Raw genomic sequence first — 20025 nt, 5'->3', positions numbered from 1 at the left:
CGGGCCTTCATTTCAGAAGCGCGGCACTAGCGTCGAAACGCTGCGATAGAGTCGGTTGTCTTGCGGTCGATAGAGCCGGGCTTCGGCCCTCTGGCGGATTGCTGCGGCGGGCACTGGGATTTCTCGCGCCCAGGTATCGCCCGGCACGACGGCGACCGATCGGAAAACGGCGAACGGTTGCCCATCAAGGGTGATTTCCACGTCGAACCGCTGAGTTTGGGTCTCGGCGCTCCTGATGCCAACCGTGATCCGGTCGCGCTCGCCACTGGCTGATGGCAACAACCAGAACTCGGTGTATTTGAATTCCCGGTGGGCCGCTTCGTCTCTGACGGCAAACGCATAGGCCCCGGTCGCCACAAGCACCGCCAGCATGAGCACGGCTCCCTGCCAAACCCGGACCCGCGCCAGAGCCGGCCAAGCTGGCAGATCGGGAGTGTCGCGGCGGACGGCGGCCACCAGTGCAGCAGCGGCCGTCACGGTCCAAAACCACAGCGCCCAGCCGAGCGGCGTCAGGAAGCCTGCGGCGTTCAGTGCAAAGCCCCCAACGATGCCGACGGCGAGGCTTGCTCCGACCGCGTAGACGATGTGTTGCAACGCGGAGGTCGTACTGACGCCAATGGCCCGCAACACCGTGTGACCCGGGACGAGGAACACCACGGGTGCGCCCAGGACAACTCGGAGGAGCGCGCTGTCGCTGAAAGCAACGGCCGCCACCGCGGCCCCCGCCCAAAGGTATGCGGCCAGAAGGTCCCGCTTGCTAATGGTTCTCATGCAATTCCCTCACGTCGTAGATGACGATCCAGCCGTTGTCGTAGATGCGGGTGACGCCCTTGACGTCATTGAACTTAAGGAGCGCTGCACCCGAGAGCGGCGTTCCCTGCCGCCGTTGCCACGGCTGAAAGTAAAAGCCGAGCACCGGCGGAGCCGTGCTCAGGCGCCGGTCGACCAGCAGGAAATCGATGTTGCTTCCCGCCAAAGCCCAAAACTCCCCTGGCCCCAATGTCTCGCCTTCGAATATGCTCGCGGAATCGATGCCTTCTCTGATCTTGACCCTGACGTCCTGCCGGCCGTAGCTGGCAAGCAGAATGCTGTTGATGCGGTCGGAGATGAAGCGGTTGCCGGCACCGAGCCATTCCTTGGCCCAGCGTGCCGTTTCGATCCCCATGGGCTCGATTGATTCCTGATCGGCCGCCACTCTATAGCGCCCATCGATCGGATTGATCGTGGAGCTCGCGACGCCGCCCAGGACGATGACCGCCAGAGCACCGGCGGGCGCGATGCGGCGCCACCCGCGCGGCGCGTGGCCCTGCCAGAAGTGGACGATGCTCACTGCGACGACCAGCCCAACGCCGATGAACACGAACGTTCCCATGCGGTTGCCGATTTCCCATCCGGTGACGGTCAGTCGGAAGGCCACAGAGATCGGGAGCCCGAAGGCCAGCAAGGTGAGGAGCAGGAGGCGGCTGTCACGCCAGCGGCATTTGAGAATGTCCCGGATCGGAAGCCAACCCGGCCGCGCACCACCGAGCGCTGCGATGGCGAGTGACCGAAAGAATCCCGTTGACAGTCCGAGTGCCAGCAGCAGGAGCGCCAGCAAGGTGGTCAGTTGCAGGTAGAAGGCCTTGGCCGGCGCTTGAAGATGTTCCGACGCCGGGGTGGCGGTGCCAAGGATCATGCCAAGCAATGAGTGGAAGCCGGCCCCGATCACCGGGCCGAGATAGCCTGCGAGAGGGATGCCACGGAACTGCATCCACAGGAGCGGCAGGGCTATGGCCAGGATCGCCGTGAGACCCACGCCGATCCTGGCCTCAATCCGCATGGGATCGTGACGGCGCAAAGCTTCGAGACCCGCCAGCGCTCCGAAATAGATGGCGGCGAAGGCGGCCGAGACGTGATGTGTGACCGCGAGGCTTGCCAGCAGCAAGGCTATCAGCCCGAGCGACTTGAGCCTCAGTCTCCCGACGAGATCCTTGGACGCCGCTTCGACCGCGAAAGCCAGCACACACAGCACGATGCCGAGGCTCTGGTAGGAGAAACTTGAGTCGAACAGGAAGAAGGTTGAGCAGCCCATGTAGGCCAGACAGGCTATAGCCGCGATACGCGGCGATCCGACGATGCTTTCAAGGAACAGAAACAGGGCACCGATGAACGTGCCCTTGAGGATGGCCAATAGGAGCGTTCCCGCCACTAACAAGGGCAGTCCCGTCAGATCGACGATCGCCGTCGTCACGATTTCCAGGGCGGGATACGTTGGCCCGATCGGGAAAAGCGGGTTGGGCAGAAACAGCCGGCGAGCAGTGATGAGATCGTCGGCTGCGATCCAATGCAAGAACTCGTCGTAACCGCTGAAGCTCGTCGGGGAATAGACCTTCTTGCAATAGAACAGAGCTTCGACAAGCAGGAACAGGAGGAACAGGCGCTCACCTCGGGCTGTCGTCGGCCAAGCTATGCGGAGGCTGGTTGGAACAATCAGGAGGACCATACCGGACCAAAAGAGCGCGGGCGCCACGTCATAGCCCCGGCGCCCGGCTGCGTGCCCGGCCACGACCAGGAGCAGAGCCGTGGCGGCGGTCAGGCACAGTATCGCGATCCAACCGTATTTGGCCCGTTGCGGCGGGACATCGGCGCTGCCGCCGTGAATATCGGGACCGATAACGGCCGATAAGAGCCGTATCCCAGCCTGGAGTGGTTTGATCCTGGTTCTCGCGGTGAAATCAGCCTGCGTCATCAGCATCATACCCTCGTCGCGGGAGGCCAGGATGTCACGCCGCCGGGGGCCGAGCGGACCGTGGATCGGCTGCCCAGGACGTTACAATAGACGTCACTCAGCGCTTGCGCGCAGGCATCCCAGTCGGGCAGCGCCAAATCCGGGACCTCCCGATGGGCCTCCAGTTCCTCGGCCATGGCGGTGGCCAGCTCTCCTGCATCGGCGTTGCACGAAATCGCCCGGCACAGGCCATTGGCAGCCAGCTCCCGCAGACCGGACGTGTCGCTGACGAGGACCGGACGGCGCAGCGACAGGGCTTCCATCACGGCGACCGGATGGGCTTCGTATTCGCTGAACAGCACGAACAGCGCGGCGCTCGCCAATAGATCTGCCATTTGCTGCCGCTCCGAGGCGCGGATACCAGCAATTGTGACCCGCCTCTCGAGGCCGAGCGTCGCGACGAGGCGCCGCAATTCTCCCTCGTACGGGCCAGTACCGACGATGTGAAGTCGTACATCCGGTACCCGGCGGATCAGGGCGGGCAAGGCTGCGATCGCCCGGTGATGGCCCTTGTAGCGCTCCAGCCTGCCACCCGAGACGATCAGGTGAGGATCGACCTTGACGCCGGGGCTCGGAGCCGGCATCGCGGCGCCGTTCGGGATGACGACAAACCGCTCCCGCGGCACGCCCATCCTCCGGCTGAAGAAGTCGGCTTCGAATTCGGAGACGCCGATCAGCCGCGCGGCCTGCGCTACCAGCGGCCGAAGCAGCATATGCTGGGTGCTGCGTATGGCGTTGCGCAGCCGGGAGGAATGCCCGCCGCTGTGGAAGGTCAGGACGAACGGCAGTTGCCCGCGCACAGCCGCGAGCAGTCCGATCGGCACCACGAAAGTGCTGTAACCCTGGAAGTGAAGCAGATCCCAAGCCCCGCGCCGGATCGCGGTATAAATGCCGGGTGCCACATAGAGGTCCAGTTCCCTTGGCCAGGCCGGGACACGCCGCACACGCATGCCGCCAACCTCCTCCTCAACTGGCAACTCTCCGGAGGGATCGGTAGTGAGCACGTCGACCGCATGGCCACGCGCCACCAAGCGGGGTCCGACTTCCTGGATGTGAGTTTCAGTGCCGCCCATAAAGGGGTAACAGCGAGCGGCAACCATCAGGATTCGCATCAGGCCTACCCGCCGTCATCACAGGCTGTCGCGCCCCGCCCGTGTTGTTGGTACACCCACTCACGCAAGATGGTCTTGAGGACGCGCCAACCGTCCGGGATGGCACGCAGATGGCTCACACCGCTGATGCGCGGAGCTTCGAAACTCGGCACCTCGACGATATTGAGGTGGTTCTTCAAAGCCCGCACGTTGATGAGGGTCTCGATCTCGAACCCATCGCAGTCGCAATTGAGCGTGCTGACGTGCCTGGTCCAGAAGGCAATGTATCCGTAACATAGGTCGGAGAACCAACCGCCATAGAGGAGTCGCACGAACAGGGTCAGCCCTCTGTTGCCGACCATCCGGAAAAGCGACATGTCGTCGGTGCCGGCGCCCTGGATAAAGCGTGAACCTTTGACGAGATCCGCGCCGGCCATCAGCGCACTGACAAAGACGATCGCCTCCTCAGGGACCATGGAGCCATCAGCGTCCAGCATGACGATGATGTCGCCTGTGGCGGCGCGGAATCCCGCTTGCAGTGCGGCACCCTTGCCCCGGCGGGGCTCCATGACAACCTTTACGTCCCCGCGTAGGCGGCGCGCGACCGCGACCGTGTCGTCGGTCGAACGGCCATCCACGATGATGATCTCGTGCGCCCAGCTGGGGATGCGCGGCAGAAGCCAAGGGAGGTTCTCGGCTTCGTTGAGCGTCGGCACGATGAAGCTGACTCGGGGTAGGGCCAACGATTGCCGCAGCCCGAACTTGATTGGGTCAGGCGGCGACACGGCACTGACAGGGGCGAGAACACTAGCACTAGAGAGACCGGCATTCATGGTAGCGCTGCACGATCGAGCGATGGGACCCAGGGGGCGGGTTGGAAACGCACCAAGACTGCCGATAGGTCTCCGGTGCGATGATGGGAGGAATGATAGGTCCCGGAAAGGACCTGCCCCAGAATGGCGGCCATATCCCCGGGTTCAGCTATGTTGATCATATGGAGACTCCCGGACGCGACGAAAGATGAGATGAAACAAGACTGAGAGGTTGAATGATTGAACCTTCCTTGGCCTGGATTAAGCAAGGATTGCTGATGCGACGCCGCAATGGAAGCTTCAATAGATGGTTAGAAGACACCATAGGTGATTAGCTCTTTGTGGTTATCCCTTCAGGTTAGCTCCCGCCAACCGCCATGACAGATGGTACGACAGTGGCACGATCACCTTCAGCGGGTGCGGCAGCAGCGCTGCCGCCGGTAGACCTGAGGAGCCGCAGCAGCGCGATGCGTCACGCCCGCGAGGACAATCATCGAGCTGCGGCCGGGATCCAAATCCCCGGACGACAGGCTCTCGGAGCAAGCAGGGTAGAAGGCAGCGAACATCGCCGGCGCGATGAATCTCGCTGAAACGATTGCCACTGGCCAGAAGCCGCAGGGCCCCGGATATGGGCTCGCTTCTTCATCCGGCCGTAATTTCCGAGCTACCCCTTAATCTTGCGCGCCAGAAGGATCGAGGGCCCGACCGCCCGGCCATGCTAACTGTTGGGGACGAGAAAGGGGCCGTCCATGCGACGCTGAGGGCGGCACATCGGGCGCAAACAGCCGATACGAAGTCGTGACCTGGCGCAAGCCACGGACGTGACCGAATAGGTCGATCACCTCCAGGCCAGACCGGCGGTTATAGGTGTGACACCCGAACGCTCCGGACGAAATGCCACCGATCGGGGTCTGGGCAAACTCCGACTCGCCGAGCGCATCGATCCGGCAGAACGTCACCGCGCCGCCGTAGCTGCGAGCGCAATTCTGGACTGGGCGTAGCATGCGTCCGCCGTGTCGGATAACGGCGCCTGCGGGGCGGCTGAGCGCAGCATCGAGCAGAATGGGGTTTGCTGCATGCGGCGTCCAAGGTTCCGTCAGGCTCACGGCATGGTAGAGGCTAAGAACATCCCAAGACGTGGACCTCCATAGCCTTGGGCTGACGAAAAACCAAAAGCGGCCCTTATGGCGCAGCGGCGTGGTGTCGTAGCCCTCAATGCCTTCCAGGAGGCAGGCCTCCCGCTTCCACCGGTACGGGAATTCGACCGCCCTGTAGAGACTGACATTCCTTGCCGCCCCCGATTCGGGGATCATCCAGACCTGCCCGTCCTGCTCGAACACGAACGGGTACGAGAGGTGGTGCGGCTCCTCCAAGACGATCTGAGGTGCGCCGGCAGCCCCGCTCCGGTCCGCTGTCACGACCGCAATGCACCCCCGGTTCTTTGAGTAGAGGTACTGTTCGACGAAGATGAAATCCTGCCCCTGATGCCGGAACGGGAACGGGTCGGCAAGGAAGCTGCCGGTGTCTCCGGTGAGCACGCTGAAAGCTGCTTCGCCTTTGTCGAGCAGACTCGCCGCCTGGTCGAAGCGCCAGCCGATCCCCCACGATCTGCCGCCTCTCGCCAATCCGTCCAAGAACGCGATTGCCTTCGATGCCGCCGTGCCGGTCTCCCATGCAATGGCCGAAAGCGCGCCGAGCGAAGGCGCGGCCGTCGGTCGACCGGGGACACCGGACGGAGCTGAACTGGTTTCCTCGCGCAAGGCTTTTAGAATCAGCGCCACAGCGCAGGAGAGGACGCTGTCGAGACCCGCTGCGAACACTTTACGGTCCACACTGGCCGGACGCGCCATCCACGGCTGCGACGGGCGCGCCGTATCGTAGAGGTCGACGACAAGGTCCTGATCATTCGCCAAGGCCGTCATGACTCCGATCTCGCTCGGTAGCCCGTTGAAGAGTGGAGTAAGCACGCGTCGTCCCGACGGGAGCGGCTCTTCGCCGCTCAAATTGATCACCACATCCACTTGGTTGGCCGGCGGCGGCGGCAGGGATCGCAGCTCGGCCTCGACGGAGCCGGTGACACCGTTGACACGGTAACCATAGAGTAGTCGCTCGAGTTCGATCAACAGGCGGAAGATCAACGGCAGCGGGCGGCAGCCGGCCGCGAAAGCGCAGGAGACATCGTTGCCGGGCACTTCAGCAAGCGCCTCTGCCAGCCACAGATGCCAGCGCAGCAGCCGCGACGGATCGAGACTCAAGCAAATGCGCATTGTTGTTCTCACGGCGAATTTCAAGCAGACGACGGCTTTGACGAGCACCCGCAGCCAGGCACCACTATGCCCGATCGATGCGGGGCTGTGCGAGGCCAGAGGAGGTAATCCTTAGGGGCCGTTGCACTCGGCGCCCGGCGAGAGCCACATGCAGGGATGATGGCTGGCTGGCAACGGGCGAAATACTGGCTGCGCAATGCCGGATCAGGCGCGCTCGTATTCGTGTCCGTTCTGGCAGTCGCGAGCACGGCGCACGATCCATCGGTAACGTCCTTCATCAAGACTTCCGGAACGACCTTCACGTTGGACGGCAAGCCGTTCTTCGTGACCGGCGTAAACAGCCGCCATCTGACCTACGGATCGCAGGACGAGGTCACCCGCGTTCTCGATGACGCGGTAGCGATGGGCGCCAATGTGGTCCGCAACTTCCTCCAGCCGGTGATCGGGTCGCTCGATGGAAGCGTCGCTACGATCTGGGATTGGCGGCTTGAAGGCGATGCCAGCGTCGTGATCTGTGCCGACCACACTCGATCGCTCGGACGGTTTGAACGACCACGACGCGGCGGTGCGCCGCCGGACCATCGCCCGGTTTATCGAAGAGTTTGGGAACACATTGGCAGCTCAAGTCGGGAGAATTCCTAAATGCATATTGCGCAATCGGGTCCACCGATCGGCGTTGGCCAGGAAAGCCACGTCCGCAACCCAAGTATCGGTCTCGCCCGCCGCAAACCTGACGTTGCCGCTGCCACAACCGGTCAGCCTGGATCGCGAACCGAGCAGCCCGAGGATGGCGTCGGCAGCGAGCGCCGGCAGATTCCCCCCACGATCTCGGTGATTATCTGTGCCTATACTGAGGAAAGATGGGAGCTGATGCTCCAGTCGGTGGCCTCGGCACAGGAGCAGACCTTGCAACCCTGCGAGATCATCCTATGCGTCGATCAGCCCTTGTTTCGCCGTTGTGCCGCGCAGTGGGCTGATTTCGCCGCATCCACCCCACCGGTACGGGTGATCCAGAACAAGCATGACGGGCATCTGGGATCCGCGCGAAACACCGCAGCCGAGACGGCTGCCGGAGAGATCCTGGCGTTCCTGGATGACGATGCGGCGGCCGACAAGGACTGGCTCGAGGTTCTCACCGCCCCGTACCAGGACGAGCGCATCGGCGCCGTCGGCGGGCGCCCCATACCGGTTTTCGAGACCGGCCGCCCGGCCTGGTTCCCTGTGCAGTTCGACTGGGTGTTCGGATGTGCTTATGATGGCCTTCCGACCAGCCGAGGCCCTTTGGCCCGCCTCATAGGAGCCAATATGTCGGTGCGGCGGATCTGCCTCGAGCAGGTGGGAGGGTTCCATTCCGACAGGCACGACGACATGGACATGTGCCACCGCGTTGCGCACATCAAGGGCAGTGAGGCGGTCATCTATGAACCGGCGGCGACCGTCCGCCACTTTGTGCCCGCCTCACGGGCGACTTGGAAGTACTTCTGGCGTCGCTGTTTCTTCGTCAACAAGGGCAAGGTCGAGGCCTTTGCCCAGATGGGCGACGCCGCCACGCTGAGGGCAGAGGCCCGTTTCGTCTGGCATGCGCTGACCAAGGGTGTGCCGAGGGAGATTTTGCAAGCGGCCAAGGGTGACGCCGCCGGACTGGTCCGGTCCGCAGCAATAGTCGCTGGCGTGGGGCTGGCCGCGGCAGGCCACATCGCCGGCCGGATCGAGCCGGTACGGCGCTTTCGCCGGCGGCGCCCACAGGCAACCAAGCAGATACTGGACACAGCCGCGCAAGGCGGTGGCCGCGGGAAGTAGATGCCGTCTTCGATAATCATTGGTTCGGGTCCGGCTGCAGCCGCCGCCGTGTTGGCGCTGTCCGAAAAACCGGACGAGAAGATAACCGTGTTCGATCCGGGCACCGTGCTGGAGGCGGACACCCAGCAGGTCATAGCCAGGCTGTCCAGGCTGCGTGTCGACGATTGGGATGAGGAGGATGTCCGCCGGGTCAGCCAGCAGCCCAAGCGGGTCCAGTCCGACTCGCTGCCTGAAAAGAGAAGCTACGGATCCGATTTCCCGTTTGCCAACAAGGGCCAGCTCGACGGCGTCCATTCCGTGAGCAGAGTGAACCCGGCGGTCATATCGAGCGCCTACGGGGGGTTCAGCAATGTCTGGGGGGCCCAGATCATGCCCTTCAGCGCCGCCACGTTCAAGGGATGGCCGTTCGGCTTCTCGGATATCGAGGAGCACTATCGGACGATCCTGGGTCACATACCTTTCGCCGGAGAGTCCGACGATCTCGAGGAGTGGTTTCCCCTCATCGGATCCCCGGACCCGCTTCCGCCGCTGGCGCCGCGAACACAAATGGTCCTGGCCAACTACGACCGGCACCGCGAGCGAGTGCGCTCCACCGGAATAACGATGGGCCGCGCCCGACTCGCCTTCGCTGCCCCTCAATGCCAGCCCTGCAGCCTGTGCATGACCGGGTGCCCACGGTCGCTAATCTTCTCGGCCTCGCACAGCTTCGATCGCTTCCGGCGCAACGGGAGGATCGACTACCGCAGCGGGTTGCTCGCGGTGCGAGTCGAACAGGAGGGCGACACGGCCGTCGTGCACGCCCGGGAGCTGTCGAGCGGCCGGATCCAGCGATTCACGGCCGACCGGGTCTTCGTGGGCTGCGGAGCAATCGGGACCACAAGGCTGATGCTAGGCTCGCTCGGATCGAACCAGCCGGTGCATCTTTCGGAATCTGCTCAGTTCGTTCTTCCAATGATTTCCATGAAGCCAACCCCCGACCCACGTGCAAGGCGCGAGTTCACACTCAACCAGTTCACCATGGTCGTCGCTCGGGACGACGAAGGCTTGGATATTTCACAGATTCACCTCTATCCGTTCAATCAGGCATATTACGATGCGCTTCCCGGTTTCCTCAAACACCGCGCCGCCGCCTTCGCAACCGATCGGCTGCTCAGCCGGTTGACGGTAGGCCTGGGCTACTTGCCGTCCTGGGCATCACCCAAGATCCGAGTGAGCGCCCAGCTGTCCGCGGCAGCTCCTGATGAGCTACCCCAGATCACCCTCACTTCGGAGGGCTTCAGCGAGGCCAAGGTCAGGGGCAAGAACGTGCCTCCGATGCTGCCTGACGTGATAAGCCGGATCCGCAGGGCGGCACCTTACCTTGACTTGTGGCCAGTCACGCCGCGGATGTTGTGGTCGGGCGGAGCCAAAAGCTACCATTTTGGCGGCAGCTTTCCTCACGCCAATGAGCCGGATTCCGGGATTGAGACGACAGATCGCCTCGGGCGGCTGGCGCGCTGGGACCGGATCCATCTCATCGACGGGTCGGTTTTCCCGAATGTTCCGGCTACCACCTTCACGCTGACGGTGATGGCCAATTCCCATCGCATCGCCCGCGAAGCGATGCAACTGACGGCTTGAGCGTTCGATGCGGGTCGGTATCACCGGAGCGAACGGATATGTCGGGACCGTCCTGCGCGCCGCCTTCGCCGAAGAAGGGCATGAGGTCATCGGCTTCGCCCGTTCGAACCGGGTGACCTCCGAATCTGCCGCCGGCGTCGCCGAATGGCGCCCATACGAGATCAAGCGCCCGCCATCGGGGGCCGCATTCAGCGACCTGGATGTGCTCATCCACGGTGCATGGGACCTGACCCTCGTCAGCGCCGGTGAAGTGTGGGGTGTCAATGTGTCCGGCTCGCAGCACCTGCTCCGCAATGCCGCCGACGCAGGGGTTCGCCGGGTCATTTTTATCTCCTCGATGTCCGCCTATAAGGGAACCCGGCAGTTGTACGGTCAGGCGAAACTGGCCTGCGAGCGCACGGCCAGCGGCCTGGGAGGTGTCTCCACCCGCCTCGGACTGGTGTACGGCCCCGGTTGGGGCGGGATGGCAGGCGCGCTCCGTAAGCTGACCACGCTGCCGGTTACACCTCTCATCGGGGCGCAGTCTCATCAGTTCATGGTGCATGAGGCGGACATGGCAGCCGCTATGGTGCGTATTGCGGAGTCGGACATGCCCCTGCCGGAACCGGTGGGGCTGGCCAACCCCGAACCGGTGCCGTTCCGACGGCTCATGAACGAGATCGCCGCATCCCAAGGCAGAACACTGCGCGCCGTCCCCGTGCCCTGGCAGCTTGTCAGTGGCGCCCTCAAGGCAGCTGAGGCCCTGCATGTCCCCCTGCCCTTCCGATCCGACTCCATCCTCGGGCTCGTGCGCCCGGCGCGAGAGGTTCCCGGCGTAGAGCGGCTCAAGCAATTCGGTATCGAGTTTCGGAGCTTCTCGCTGGATGGCGACCACCCCTCATCCGGGGCATTGCGTCGGTATTCTTAGTCGAAGGCCGGTTCGATCCGCCAGAGACGCAAACGGCGAGATTGTGCGGCTGGCACGATCGCCAGGATCCGCAGCAGCCGCCCCAGGCGGGCGCGATGCGATTCAGTCCGGATCAGCAAAATGGGGCTACCCCCGAGGAATAATCGCGGATCGAAGAAAACCATGCAATGATTCACAAAGACGCAAGAGACGCATGACCTCAAAGACGGGCGCAGAGAGCCCTCGTCGAACTCCCGGCTGTCCAGCGGTGAAGGCTTGCAAACGGAAGTCATTGCAGAATCCGGAAGGCTTTGGCGCGAAAGCTTGCGCACAAAAGGCAAGGGGCGATCCGATTGGTTGAACCGCGCGCCATCTTCATATCGGGAGTGGCCGGCTTTGTAGGAAGCAGGCTTGCAAGGATCTTTATTGATCGTGGATATTCGGTCTTTGGCTTTGACAACCTGTCGCGAGGTTCTCGGAAAAACCTCAACGAGCTTCTTACGCATGAGAGGTTCATTTTCGAGAAAGTGGACCTCTCGGACGCGGCTGCGGTGAGAAGCCGCTTTATGAACTGTCACAGTCGCATTCCGATTTCCGAAGTCTGGCACATGGCTGCCAATTCGGACATTCCCGCAGGAATCTCCGATGCCTCTGTCGATCTGCGCGATACCTTTCTAACGACGTTCAACGTGTTGGACGCAATGAGGGAGGCGGGAGTTCCGTTCCTTGCTTTTGCATCCAGTTCAGCCGTGTACGGCGATTTGGGGGAGGCTCCGATCAGAGAGGATGTCGGGCCGCTGCTGCCGATTTCCAACTACGGCGCCATGAAGCTCGCATCGGAAGCGCTAATCAGCGCAGCCGTCGAGAACTGGTTGGGGCGGGCCTTGATCTTTCGCTTTCCGAACGTGATCGGCGTTCCGGCAACACATGGCGTCATTCTGGATTTCATCAGAAAGCTGAAGGTCACACCAAACAAGCTGAACGTTTTGGGATCGGGCCGGCAACGGAAGGTATATCTTCACGTCAATGATCTGATCGATGCGATCGTCTACCTGCGTGCAAACTCATCCGAGCGGCTTGGCTGCTACAATATCGGCCCCGAGGACAAAGGGGTAACCGTCAGCTTCATAGCGGAAACCACTGTCGAGGCTGTCGCACCGGGCGCGGGGATCGAATACGGGTTTGAAGATCGCGGTTGGACGGGGGATGTTCCCCGGTTTTCCTATGACGTAGCAAAGCTCCGTGCACTTGGTTGGCGGCCCCAGCTTGGATCGGCCGACGCTGTCCGAAAAGCCGTCGTGGAAATCGTGCGGCAGGAAGGACACCCGTGATGCAGGCCGTTGTACTTGCCGGTGGTCTGGGGACACGGCTCAGGGGCCGGATCGGTGATCTGCCCAAGTCGCTGGCCAATATTGGTGGCAAGCCACTTCTCGAGCATCAAATCCTCCTCGCCAAGCAACACGGGATCGAGAGGATCTTGATCCTGGTGAACCACGCAGCCGAGCAAATCGTGGAATTTTGCAATCATCGCGGGAATTGGGGGATTGAAGTTCGTTGCGTAGATGACGGCGCGCCTCGCGGGACTGCCGGAGCGGTTCTGTCCGTTTTGGATCTGCTCGACGAGGACTTCCTCACGATCTACGGCGACACGATGCTCGACGTCGATCTCACCCGCTTCAAGCGCTTCCATGAAAAACACGAGGCAGCAGCCGCAACTGTTTTCACCCATCCGAATGATCACCCGCATGATTCCGATCTGATCGAAACGTCGGAAGATGGCGTGGTTACCGCGTTCCATCCATATCCACACGATCCCGGTTGCTTTTATCCCAACAAAGTCAGCGCAGCTCTTTACTACATTCGAAGACAAGCCTTGTACCCATGGCGCGCCACGGCAACTCCGCTCGATTTTGGCAAGGATCTCTTTCCTGAAATGCTTCGGGCGGGCGCGGAGATCAGAAGCTATAGCAGCCCTGAGTACATAAAAGACGCGGGAACCCCGGCGAGACTTGACAAGGTTTGCGCCGACCTTGCCTCCGGCCGCATAGCCCGAGCTTCACTCGCTTCTCCGCAGAAAGCAGTATTTTTGGACAGGGACGGCTGCATCAATGTCGACGATGGGCACATCGATCGTCCCGAACGCTTCGAACTGATCGAGGGGGCCGCGGCCGCGATCGCTTGTTTCAACCAGGCCGAATACCGGACAATCGTCGTCACAAACCAACCCGTTGTGGCGAGAGGGGATTGCTCTGTACGAGACTTGCGGATGATCCATAACAAGATGGAGACCGAGCTTGGCCGCCGCGGGGCTTTTGTCGATGCCATCTATTACTGCCCGCACCATCCAGATCGCGGCTTTGCCGGTGAGGTGGCAGCGCTGAAGGTCCACTGTGAATGCCGCAAGCCCGCCACCGGGTTGATCGACCAGGCGATCGAGGCGCTCTATATCGATCGCAGACAATCCTGGGTCATCGGCGATTCCTCTACCGACATCGCACTCGCAAAACGGTCCGGCATCAGATCGATCCTGGTCGAGACTGGCGCGGGCGGGCTGGACAGCAAGTATCATGTCATGCCCGACTATACCGTTCCGGACTTGTTCGAGGCTGCCAAGTTCATTCTCACCGTTCATCCGACCTTGGTGGACACGGCATCCGATCTGATCGCGCATGTGAATCCGGGTGACGTGTGTTTCGTGGCAGGGCTTTCCAGGAGCGGAAAGAGCGTCCTTTCCAGCGCTATCGCCGAGGTACTTCGCGGCCGCGGCTTTGATGCGCAAGTCGTTGCCCTTGATCGTTGGATACGGCCCGCCGCCGATCGCGAAGCAACGGTGATGGGTCGCTACGACATGAAAGAAATCAGGAAGGTTCTAAGCCGCCTGGTGAGCGTTCGTTCTCGCGAGACGCTCGATCTGCCCTATTACGAAAAGCTGAGCCGCGTATCGCATCCAGGATCGGAAAAGATAAGCATTTCTCCGGAAACCATCCTGGTCGTGGAAGGAGCCGTCGCTCTTTCGCTGTCCGATGTGGTTTTGCCCGGTCGTGCACACACATTCTTCGTTGATATCGATGAGGAGCTGAGGAGGTATCGAGTAACGCGGGAATACTCGCGTCGAGGTGTGGATCGGGAGGCTGCAGCGCGTATCTATAGTTCCCGCCAGGAGGACGAGACACCAATCGTCTTGGCATCGCGGGCGAGCGCCAACCAGTGTGTCCGATTGCGGGCGATCGAACTGATTGAGGCCGTCGGATGATCATCAGTCAGACGCCGCTTCGAGTGAGCTTCGTGGGAGGTGGCAGCGATCTGCCTGCCTTTTATCGGGAGGAAGGCGGCGCCGTCCTAAGCGTTGCAATCGACAAGTACGTATACGTGAATGTGAACCGCAAGTTCGATAACGGCACTCGAATCGCTTATTCAAAAACCGAAGAGGTCGATAGCGTTGAGGATATCCAGCATCCGATTGTCAAGGCGACGATGGGATATCTTGGGATATGCGGGGGCATTGAGATAACGACTATTGCCGATATTCCATCCAAGGGAACCGGACTTGGATCATCGAGCGCTTTTACGGTTGGCCTTCTCCACGCGCTGAACGCGTTTCGGGGGCAATATGTCTCCAAGGCAAAGCTCGGTGCCGATAGTTGTTGCATCGAGATCGAACTTTGTGACGCGCCCATTGGAAGGCAGGATCAATACGCCGCCGCCTTCGGCGGATTGAATCTCATCGAGTTTCACTCCGATGACAGCGTTTCGGTGTCACCGCTCATATGCCCGCGTGATTTCATCGCTTCGATCGAGAAGCAAGTACTCATGTTCTACACCGGCATTACGCGCAGTGCTTCGGACATCCTCGTGCGACAGTCGGAGTGCATCGCAAGAGCTCCGGACAAGCGCAAAGCGCTCAGGCGGATGGTCGGGCTCACCTATCAGCTTCGTGATGAACTGCATCGATGCAACCTCGATGCCTTCGGCGAAATCCTCCACGAGAACTGGCTCTTGAAAAAGAGCCTCTCTGAGGAAATCACGAACGATGCAATCGATCACTGGTACCAGACCGCGATGCGGGCGGGTGCCACGGGCGGCAAGCTGCTGGGAGCAGGTGCAGGAGGTTTTCTCATGTTCTTCGCACCTCTCGATCGCCACGATGCAATCAAAGCGGCCCTCGGGGACCTAAAGCACTTCCCTGTCAAGTTCGACTTCGCCGGGAGCCGCATCGTTCACTATCAACCGACATCGGAGTCCACCCAATGAAGCATTTTGGCGGCAGTACTCAATCAACCGACATCGGAGCCCGCCCAATAAAGAATCTTGGCGGCAGTGCTCAAGCCTATTTCAAGAAACTCGAGATCGTCCTGGCTTCGTTGGACCACGAAAGCATCGACAATGCAGTGGCCTTGGTCGCCCAGGCACAGGAGGATGGCAAGCAGATAATCACGCTTGGAAATGGTGGCAGTTCGCTCACGGCGCTGCATTTCATCACCGACTGGAACAAGAGCATCTATCTCTCCACGAAGCGCCCGTTTCGTGGCCGGACGCTGATCGACAATGTGGGCCTTACGTTTGCATACGCGAACGATGTTTCTTTCCAGGATGTGTTCGTCGAGCAGCTAAAGAACATCCTGAACGAGGGCGACTTGGTCATTGCGATTTCGGGAAGCGGAAACTCGGAAAACGTTCTGCGCGCCGTTCGATACGCCAATGATCATGCCGCAGTTACGTTAGGCCTTTGCGGATATGGCGGAGGAACACTCAGGCAGATCGCCCAACATGTGGTTTGGGTCAATGTGAATGACATGCAAATTGCGGAAGACATACATTCCATGTTCGGGCATGTCGTCATGCAGCGTCTTTGTCTTGCGGGTACTCAACAGTGGAGCGATCGGCCGCAGCGGCGCAGCGCTGCTGGACGCTTCGATGCAAATCCAGCTGGCGCCGAGACGAGCTGGCAATCCTGATCGAGAACAAGCGATGCAGCATTATCGGCTCTACGTTCTGGACGACCGCGGCCAGTTCAAGGGCAGCATCAACCTTACCTGCATAGACGACGTTGCGGCGAAAGAGCAGGCCAGGCTGTTGGCAGATGGCCACGAAGTGGAGCTTTGGCGCCTCGTTGCGCGGTTCAAATTTGACAATCCGCGGAGCCGACCCGCGGGGACGAAGCGCACGCGCGTCCTGGCGCCACGTTCCAGCCATTTCAACAAGCCACCCAAGCGATCGCACTCTCCCCTTGGATGCGGTTGCGCGTCTGGGCACCGTTCAGATCTTGAAAAATACGATGCCGATGAGGCATCGTTGGCGTTGCGATTGAACGGCTGTCCAGCGCTATAGAGACCGCGCCCGGTAACCGTGCCAGGCCTTCCGCCTTCGATCATTGAAAGCGGATGACGCGGGCTTCGCCGCTGTGTGTTGGCGACGTCGCTCAGCGACACGTGTAGAGACTGGAGCGTGATCAACCGCGCAATGGCTGACCTCGGCCAAGCGCATCGGCGCGCCAACGGTGGTCGAACATCCGGGTCGGCAGCTCCAGCAATAGGCTCGACGGCTCGTCCGCCATGCAGCATCGGAAGACAATCCCGCCCACTCCTCTCGACGACCTCAAATGCGAGCGGCCCGCTCGAACCAACGGGCGCCCAGCGAGCGCAACATCTCAGCGGACGGGCATGGTTTTGGCAGGGCGTCCGGAAGGCCGTCTCGGTGCGGCCGTACGATCACTTTCTATATTAGGACGTGTTTATAAGTTACATTAGGAATGTGTTAATAATACCGCACCGGGCCTCATTCTCGCCGTAAATGGTAGTATGGTTGCTCATGTCACGTACATCGTCCTCAAGTGATCAATTCACGCAGGTACAGATGGTGCGCGTGCGTAAATTAGAATGCGGAAATGCCTGTGTTTGCTTAGGGGCGCGGGTGGAATGAAAACAAAAAAAGACGCAATGAACTAAGGAACTGCTGTGCTTATACTGGATAGCACGCTCGGTGGCACGTCCACCGGGAGGGATGCGCTCAACTTTTATCCGGCTGCGGCTCAAACCGTTGAACTCCTTTCGCGCGTTGGTAGCGACACCGTTTATGGGCTCAAAGGCGAGCGCATGATGAGCATTTCCGTCGACAAAACTCGCCTTCGATGGTGGGTTCAACGTTGAGCTCGCTCGACCAGGATGTCTGGGGCGAGGACATCCAAATCTCCGCTACTTTGTAATCAGTCCGCGTTGTCTAGCTGCGAGTTTGAAATCCGTTCGCGTTGCCTGGCTGCGAGCTTGAAATCAGTTCGCGTCGCCTAGCTGCGGACATGCGACATGTCGCGCACTTGGCGATGCGCGGCAGTGGAATTTTCTGTTTTCAACGCCAAAGAAGGATCACGGAATGGCTCTCTCCGCACCCGTAGGCTTTGCCTCTAGCGACCTCGTCTATCAGGAAAACTTCTCCGGTACGGCGCTCGGCAGCGATTGGCACACCTACATCACAAGCAAAGCCGCCAACGGCTGGCCATGGAATACCAACGGGTCGGGAGGAAGTACGCCGGGCGGCCCGTATAATGCCGACTACGATGTGCCGAGCCAGGTGTCCGTGAGCAACGGGACCTTGGATCTCACGGCGGTCCGACAACCCATCAGCGGTGTCAATCAGGGGGGAACGGCACAGACATTCCCGGTCACGTCCGGCGCCGTCAGCAGCTACGGCAACTTCGAATTCAACGGTGGCTACCTTCAGATCAGTATGAAGGCGCCGAGCGGCGACGGCGCATGGCCGGGCCTTTGGCTGATGCCCGGCAATGGCGCGGGCAGCGGCGACAATTTCGAGCTCGATATACAGGAGGGTGGATTTACCGGTTCGGGACCGGCGGACCAGAATTTCTCCTGGCATCTCCACGGGCCGTCAGGGTGGGTCGGCAACACCATTGACAGCGGCATCGACCTCACGGCCGGCTTCCACACCTACGGCATCTATTGGGATCCTGGCAAATCGATCACCTGGTATCTCGACGGGAAGCAGATGGCGCAAGTGACCAGCGCACAGGCCGCGATCCCGGATGAACCGATGCAATTGATGATGAACAATGGGGTCGCGAATTCGAACGCGTCCGGATGGCATACGGCGCTGGATAGCTCGACCCCTTCGTCGATGCGGATGCAGATCGACCAGGTCCAGCTCTATCAAAAAGCGGGCAGCGGCGACACCGTCACGGGTGCCAACGTCAGTCCCCAGACGATATCGTCAACCTCCACGACGCCGTCAACGACCCAGCCGGCAGTGACGCAGCCGGCAGTGACTCAGCCGGCGGTGACGCAGGTCGCCGCTTCACCGACAACGGGGATCGAGCATACCGGCGATGCCATCACGTTGACGGTCGGCTTTAACAAGGCGGTGACCGTCACGGGTACGCCTGCACTGTCGCTCAATGACGGCGGAACGGCCAGATATGTCGGTGGCTCGGGCACGAACGCGCTCACCTTCCGCACCACCGTCGCGCCGACGGACACGAATACCTCGGCGCTCGCCATTACGGGAGTCAATCTTCCGAGCGGCGCAAGCATCAAGGATGCATCTGGTATTGCGGCGAACCTCTCGGGCGCAGTGAAGACGTTCTCCGGTCTCCAGATCGATCCGGTCTTGCCGGCGGTGACGCAGGCCACGGCCTCGCCGGGAACCGGTACCGAGCACGTTGGAGACGCGGTCACGCTGACACTCGGCTTCAACGAGGCAGTGGCGGTATCGGGCACGCCGACGCTATCTCTCAACAATGGCGCGACCGCCACCTATGTGGGCGGCTCCGGAACGGGCGCGCTCAACTTTCGCACAACTGTCGCGTCGACGGACACCAATACCTCGGCGCTCGCCATCACCGGGGTCAATCTACCGAACGGTGCGAGCATCAAGGACGCGAGCGGTGTCGCTGCTAATCTTGCGCGCGCGGTGAAGACGTTCTCCGGTCTCCATGTCGTGACGTCATCGACAGCCCCATCGACCCCAACCACAACGCCAACTACGCCAACGACCCCAGCCACTCCAACCACACCGCCATCGATCGCGCCGGTCCTCACCATCGCGGATCCGACGCTCAACGTGAGCGGGCTGGGCGGTACGGTCGACCTAGGGGTCAAGGTGACAACGACCGACCCCAACGATGTCGTGACCGTGAAGGTGACGGGCTTGCCGAGGTACGAGAGGATCACCGACAAACTCGACGGCAAGACGTTTGCCGGCAAGAACATCACCTTGACGGCCGCGCAGGTCGACAGCGGATTGACGCTGCAATCGAACTATAAGGGCGCGGCTCATCCGGTGGCGACACTCACGCTGACTGCAACGGCGAAGGATCCGGTCACCGGCGCCGTCGCGACAGCCTCGCCGCGGACCATCGCCGTAACGGATCCTCGGCCTGCGGCCACCACGACTTCGCCGCGGGTGATCGCCCAGACGGATCATCAGCATGCTCCCGCTACGTCGCTAGGGTCCTCGGCAACCCGGGGCCTTGCTTGGCTGCACGAGCATAGGAACCTGGTCGCCGGCCCCACTACGACCTTTGCGCCGCGAAACAGTGCCATGGCGGATCATCCGCTTGCGACCGGCACAGCCACGGCGTCCCTGGCAAGCCAGAGTTTTGCGGTGCTGAACCAGTATCTGGCCGGCCACTCGGGCCACGTCGACCCCGGTCAGATCGTGGCGTCCTTGTCGAATGGAGCCAACTGGAATCACGACTCGTACCTGACCAGACCGCAACATTGATCGCCTCCGCACCCAGGGGCTTCAGCCCCTGGGTGCGGCACCGTCAAGTTTG

General features: G+C 61.3%; 16 protein-coding genes. 10 read left to right on the top strand and 6 right to left on the bottom strand.

Translation table 11 applies throughout. The annotated features are described in order from the left end of the window. Nucleotides 1-12 precede the first annotated feature (12 nt). The 5 genes from FJ957_RS22070 to FJ957_RS22050 form a co-directional block, all read right to left on the bottom strand. Nucleotides 13-771, bottom strand: a complete 759-nt coding sequence (locus FJ957_RS22070) for a DUF1616 domain-containing protein (protein ID WP_140834953.1) — start codon at nucleotides 769-771, stop codon at nucleotides 13-15. Next, nucleotides 758-2734 carry a hypothetical protein gene (locus FJ957_RS22065; protein ID WP_140834952.1) on the bottom strand — a complete coding sequence of 659 codons (1977 nt, stop codon included), beginning with the start codon at nucleotides 2732-2734 and terminating at the stop codon, nucleotides 758-760. Before FJ957_RS22065 ends, FJ957_RS22070 begins: the two co-directional genes overlap by 14 nt. Next, nucleotides 2734-3879 carry a glycosyltransferase family 4 protein gene (locus FJ957_RS22060; protein WP_140834951.1) on the bottom strand — a complete coding sequence of 382 codons (1146 nt, stop codon included), beginning with the start codon at nucleotides 3877-3879 and terminating at the stop codon, nucleotides 2734-2736. The genes FJ957_RS22065 and FJ957_RS22060 overlap by 1 nt, the downstream gene beginning before the upstream one ends. A gap of 5 nt (nucleotides 3880-3884) precedes the next feature. Next, nucleotides 3885-4691, bottom strand: coding sequence for a glycosyltransferase family 2 protein (locus FJ957_RS22055; RefSeq protein ID WP_140834950.1), 807 nt, complete (start codon nucleotides 4689-4691; stop codon nucleotides 3885-3887). Between the two features lie 650 nt (nucleotides 4692-5341). Then, nucleotides 5342-6985, bottom strand: coding sequence for a hypothetical protein (locus FJ957_RS22050; RefSeq protein WP_140834949.1), 1644 nt, complete (start codon nucleotides 6983-6985; stop codon nucleotides 5342-5344). A 111-nt stretch (nucleotides 6986-7096) separates the two neighbouring features. On the opposite strand from FJ957_RS22050, the gene FJ957_RS32530 reads away from it, so the two are divergent. Genes FJ957_RS32530 through FJ957_RS22030 form a run of 4 tightly spaced genes read left to right on the top strand, consistent with a single transcriptional unit; the run spans nucleotide 7097 to nucleotide 11264 of the window. After that, a complete protein-coding gene (locus FJ957_RS32530) occupies nucleotides 7097-7579 on the top strand; it encodes a hypothetical protein (protein WP_348642563.1) in 483 nt (160 codons plus the stop codon). Continuing rightward, nucleotides 7580-8737 carry a glycosyltransferase gene (locus FJ957_RS22040; RefSeq protein WP_140834948.1) on the top strand — a complete coding sequence of 386 codons (1158 nt, stop codon included), beginning with the start codon at nucleotides 7580-7582 and terminating at the stop codon, nucleotides 8735-8737. Further along, a complete protein-coding gene (locus FJ957_RS22035; protein WP_140834947.1) occupies nucleotides 8738-10357 on the top strand; it encodes a GMC family oxidoreductase in 1620 nt (539 codons plus the stop codon). 7 nt (nucleotides 10358-10364) lie between these two features. Beyond that, nucleotides 10365-11264, top strand: coding sequence for an NAD(P)-dependent oxidoreductase (locus FJ957_RS22030; protein WP_140834946.1), 900 nt, complete (start codon nucleotides 10365-10367; stop codon nucleotides 11262-11264). On the opposite strand, the gene FJ957_RS32350 is transcribed toward FJ957_RS22030, so the two are convergent. Beyond that, the gene (locus FJ957_RS32350; RefSeq protein WP_246685932.1) at nucleotides 11261-11749 is read right to left on the bottom strand and encodes a hypothetical protein; all 489 of its coding nucleotides are present in this window, start codon (nucleotides 11747-11749) and stop codon (nucleotides 11261-11263) included. The two genes, FJ957_RS22030 and FJ957_RS32350, sit on opposite strands and share 4 nt — an antisense overlap. Between FJ957_RS32350 and FJ957_RS22025 the strand changes: the two genes are divergently transcribed. The 6 genes from FJ957_RS22025 (at nucleotide 11630) to FJ957_RS22000 (ending at nucleotide 19973) form a co-directional block, all read left to right on the top strand. After that, nucleotides 11630-12574, top strand: a complete 945-nt coding sequence (locus FJ957_RS22025) for an NAD-dependent epimerase/dehydratase family protein (RefSeq protein WP_246685930.1) — start codon at nucleotides 11630-11632, stop codon at nucleotides 12572-12574. The two genes, FJ957_RS32350 and FJ957_RS22025, sit on opposite strands and share 120 nt — an antisense overlap. Continuing rightward, nucleotides 12574-14496: an HAD-IIIA family hydrolase gene (locus tag FJ957_RS22020; protein ID WP_246685929.1), complete on the top strand. Its 1923-nt coding sequence runs from the start codon at nucleotides 12574-12576 to the stop codon at nucleotides 14494-14496. The genes FJ957_RS22025 and FJ957_RS22020 overlap by 1 nt, the downstream gene beginning before the upstream one ends. Further along, a complete protein-coding gene (locus FJ957_RS22015; protein ID WP_140834943.1) occupies nucleotides 14493-15494 on the top strand; it encodes a GHMP kinase in 1002 nt (333 codons plus the stop codon). The genes FJ957_RS22020 and FJ957_RS22015 overlap by 4 nt, the downstream gene beginning before the upstream one ends. Next, nucleotides 15491-16198: an SIS domain-containing protein gene (locus tag FJ957_RS22010; RefSeq protein ID WP_140834942.1), complete on the top strand. Its 708-nt coding sequence runs from the start codon at nucleotides 15491-15493 to the stop codon at nucleotides 16196-16198. The genes FJ957_RS22015 and FJ957_RS22010 overlap by 4 nt, the downstream gene beginning before the upstream one ends. Then, on the top strand, nucleotides 16158-16571 hold the full coding sequence (locus tag FJ957_RS22005; RefSeq protein WP_140834941.1) for a hypothetical protein: 414 nt from the start codon (nucleotides 16158-16160) through the stop codon (nucleotides 16569-16571). The genes FJ957_RS22010 and FJ957_RS22005 overlap by 41 nt, the downstream gene beginning before the upstream one ends. A 1038-nt stretch (nucleotides 16572-17609) precedes the next feature. Next, nucleotides 17610-19973: a glycoside hydrolase family 16 protein gene (locus FJ957_RS22000; protein ID WP_140834940.1), complete on the top strand. Its 2364-nt coding sequence runs from the start codon at nucleotides 17610-17612 to the stop codon at nucleotides 19971-19973. The last annotated feature ends 52 nt before the right edge of the window (nucleotides 19974-20025 follow it).

This window comes from Mesorhizobium sp. B2-4-6 (genome assembly GCF_006442775.1).
Lineage (GTDB): Bacteria > Pseudomonadota > Alphaproteobacteria > Rhizobiales > Rhizobiaceae > Mesorhizobium.
This window is presented reverse-complemented; position numbering and strand designations above follow the sequence as displayed.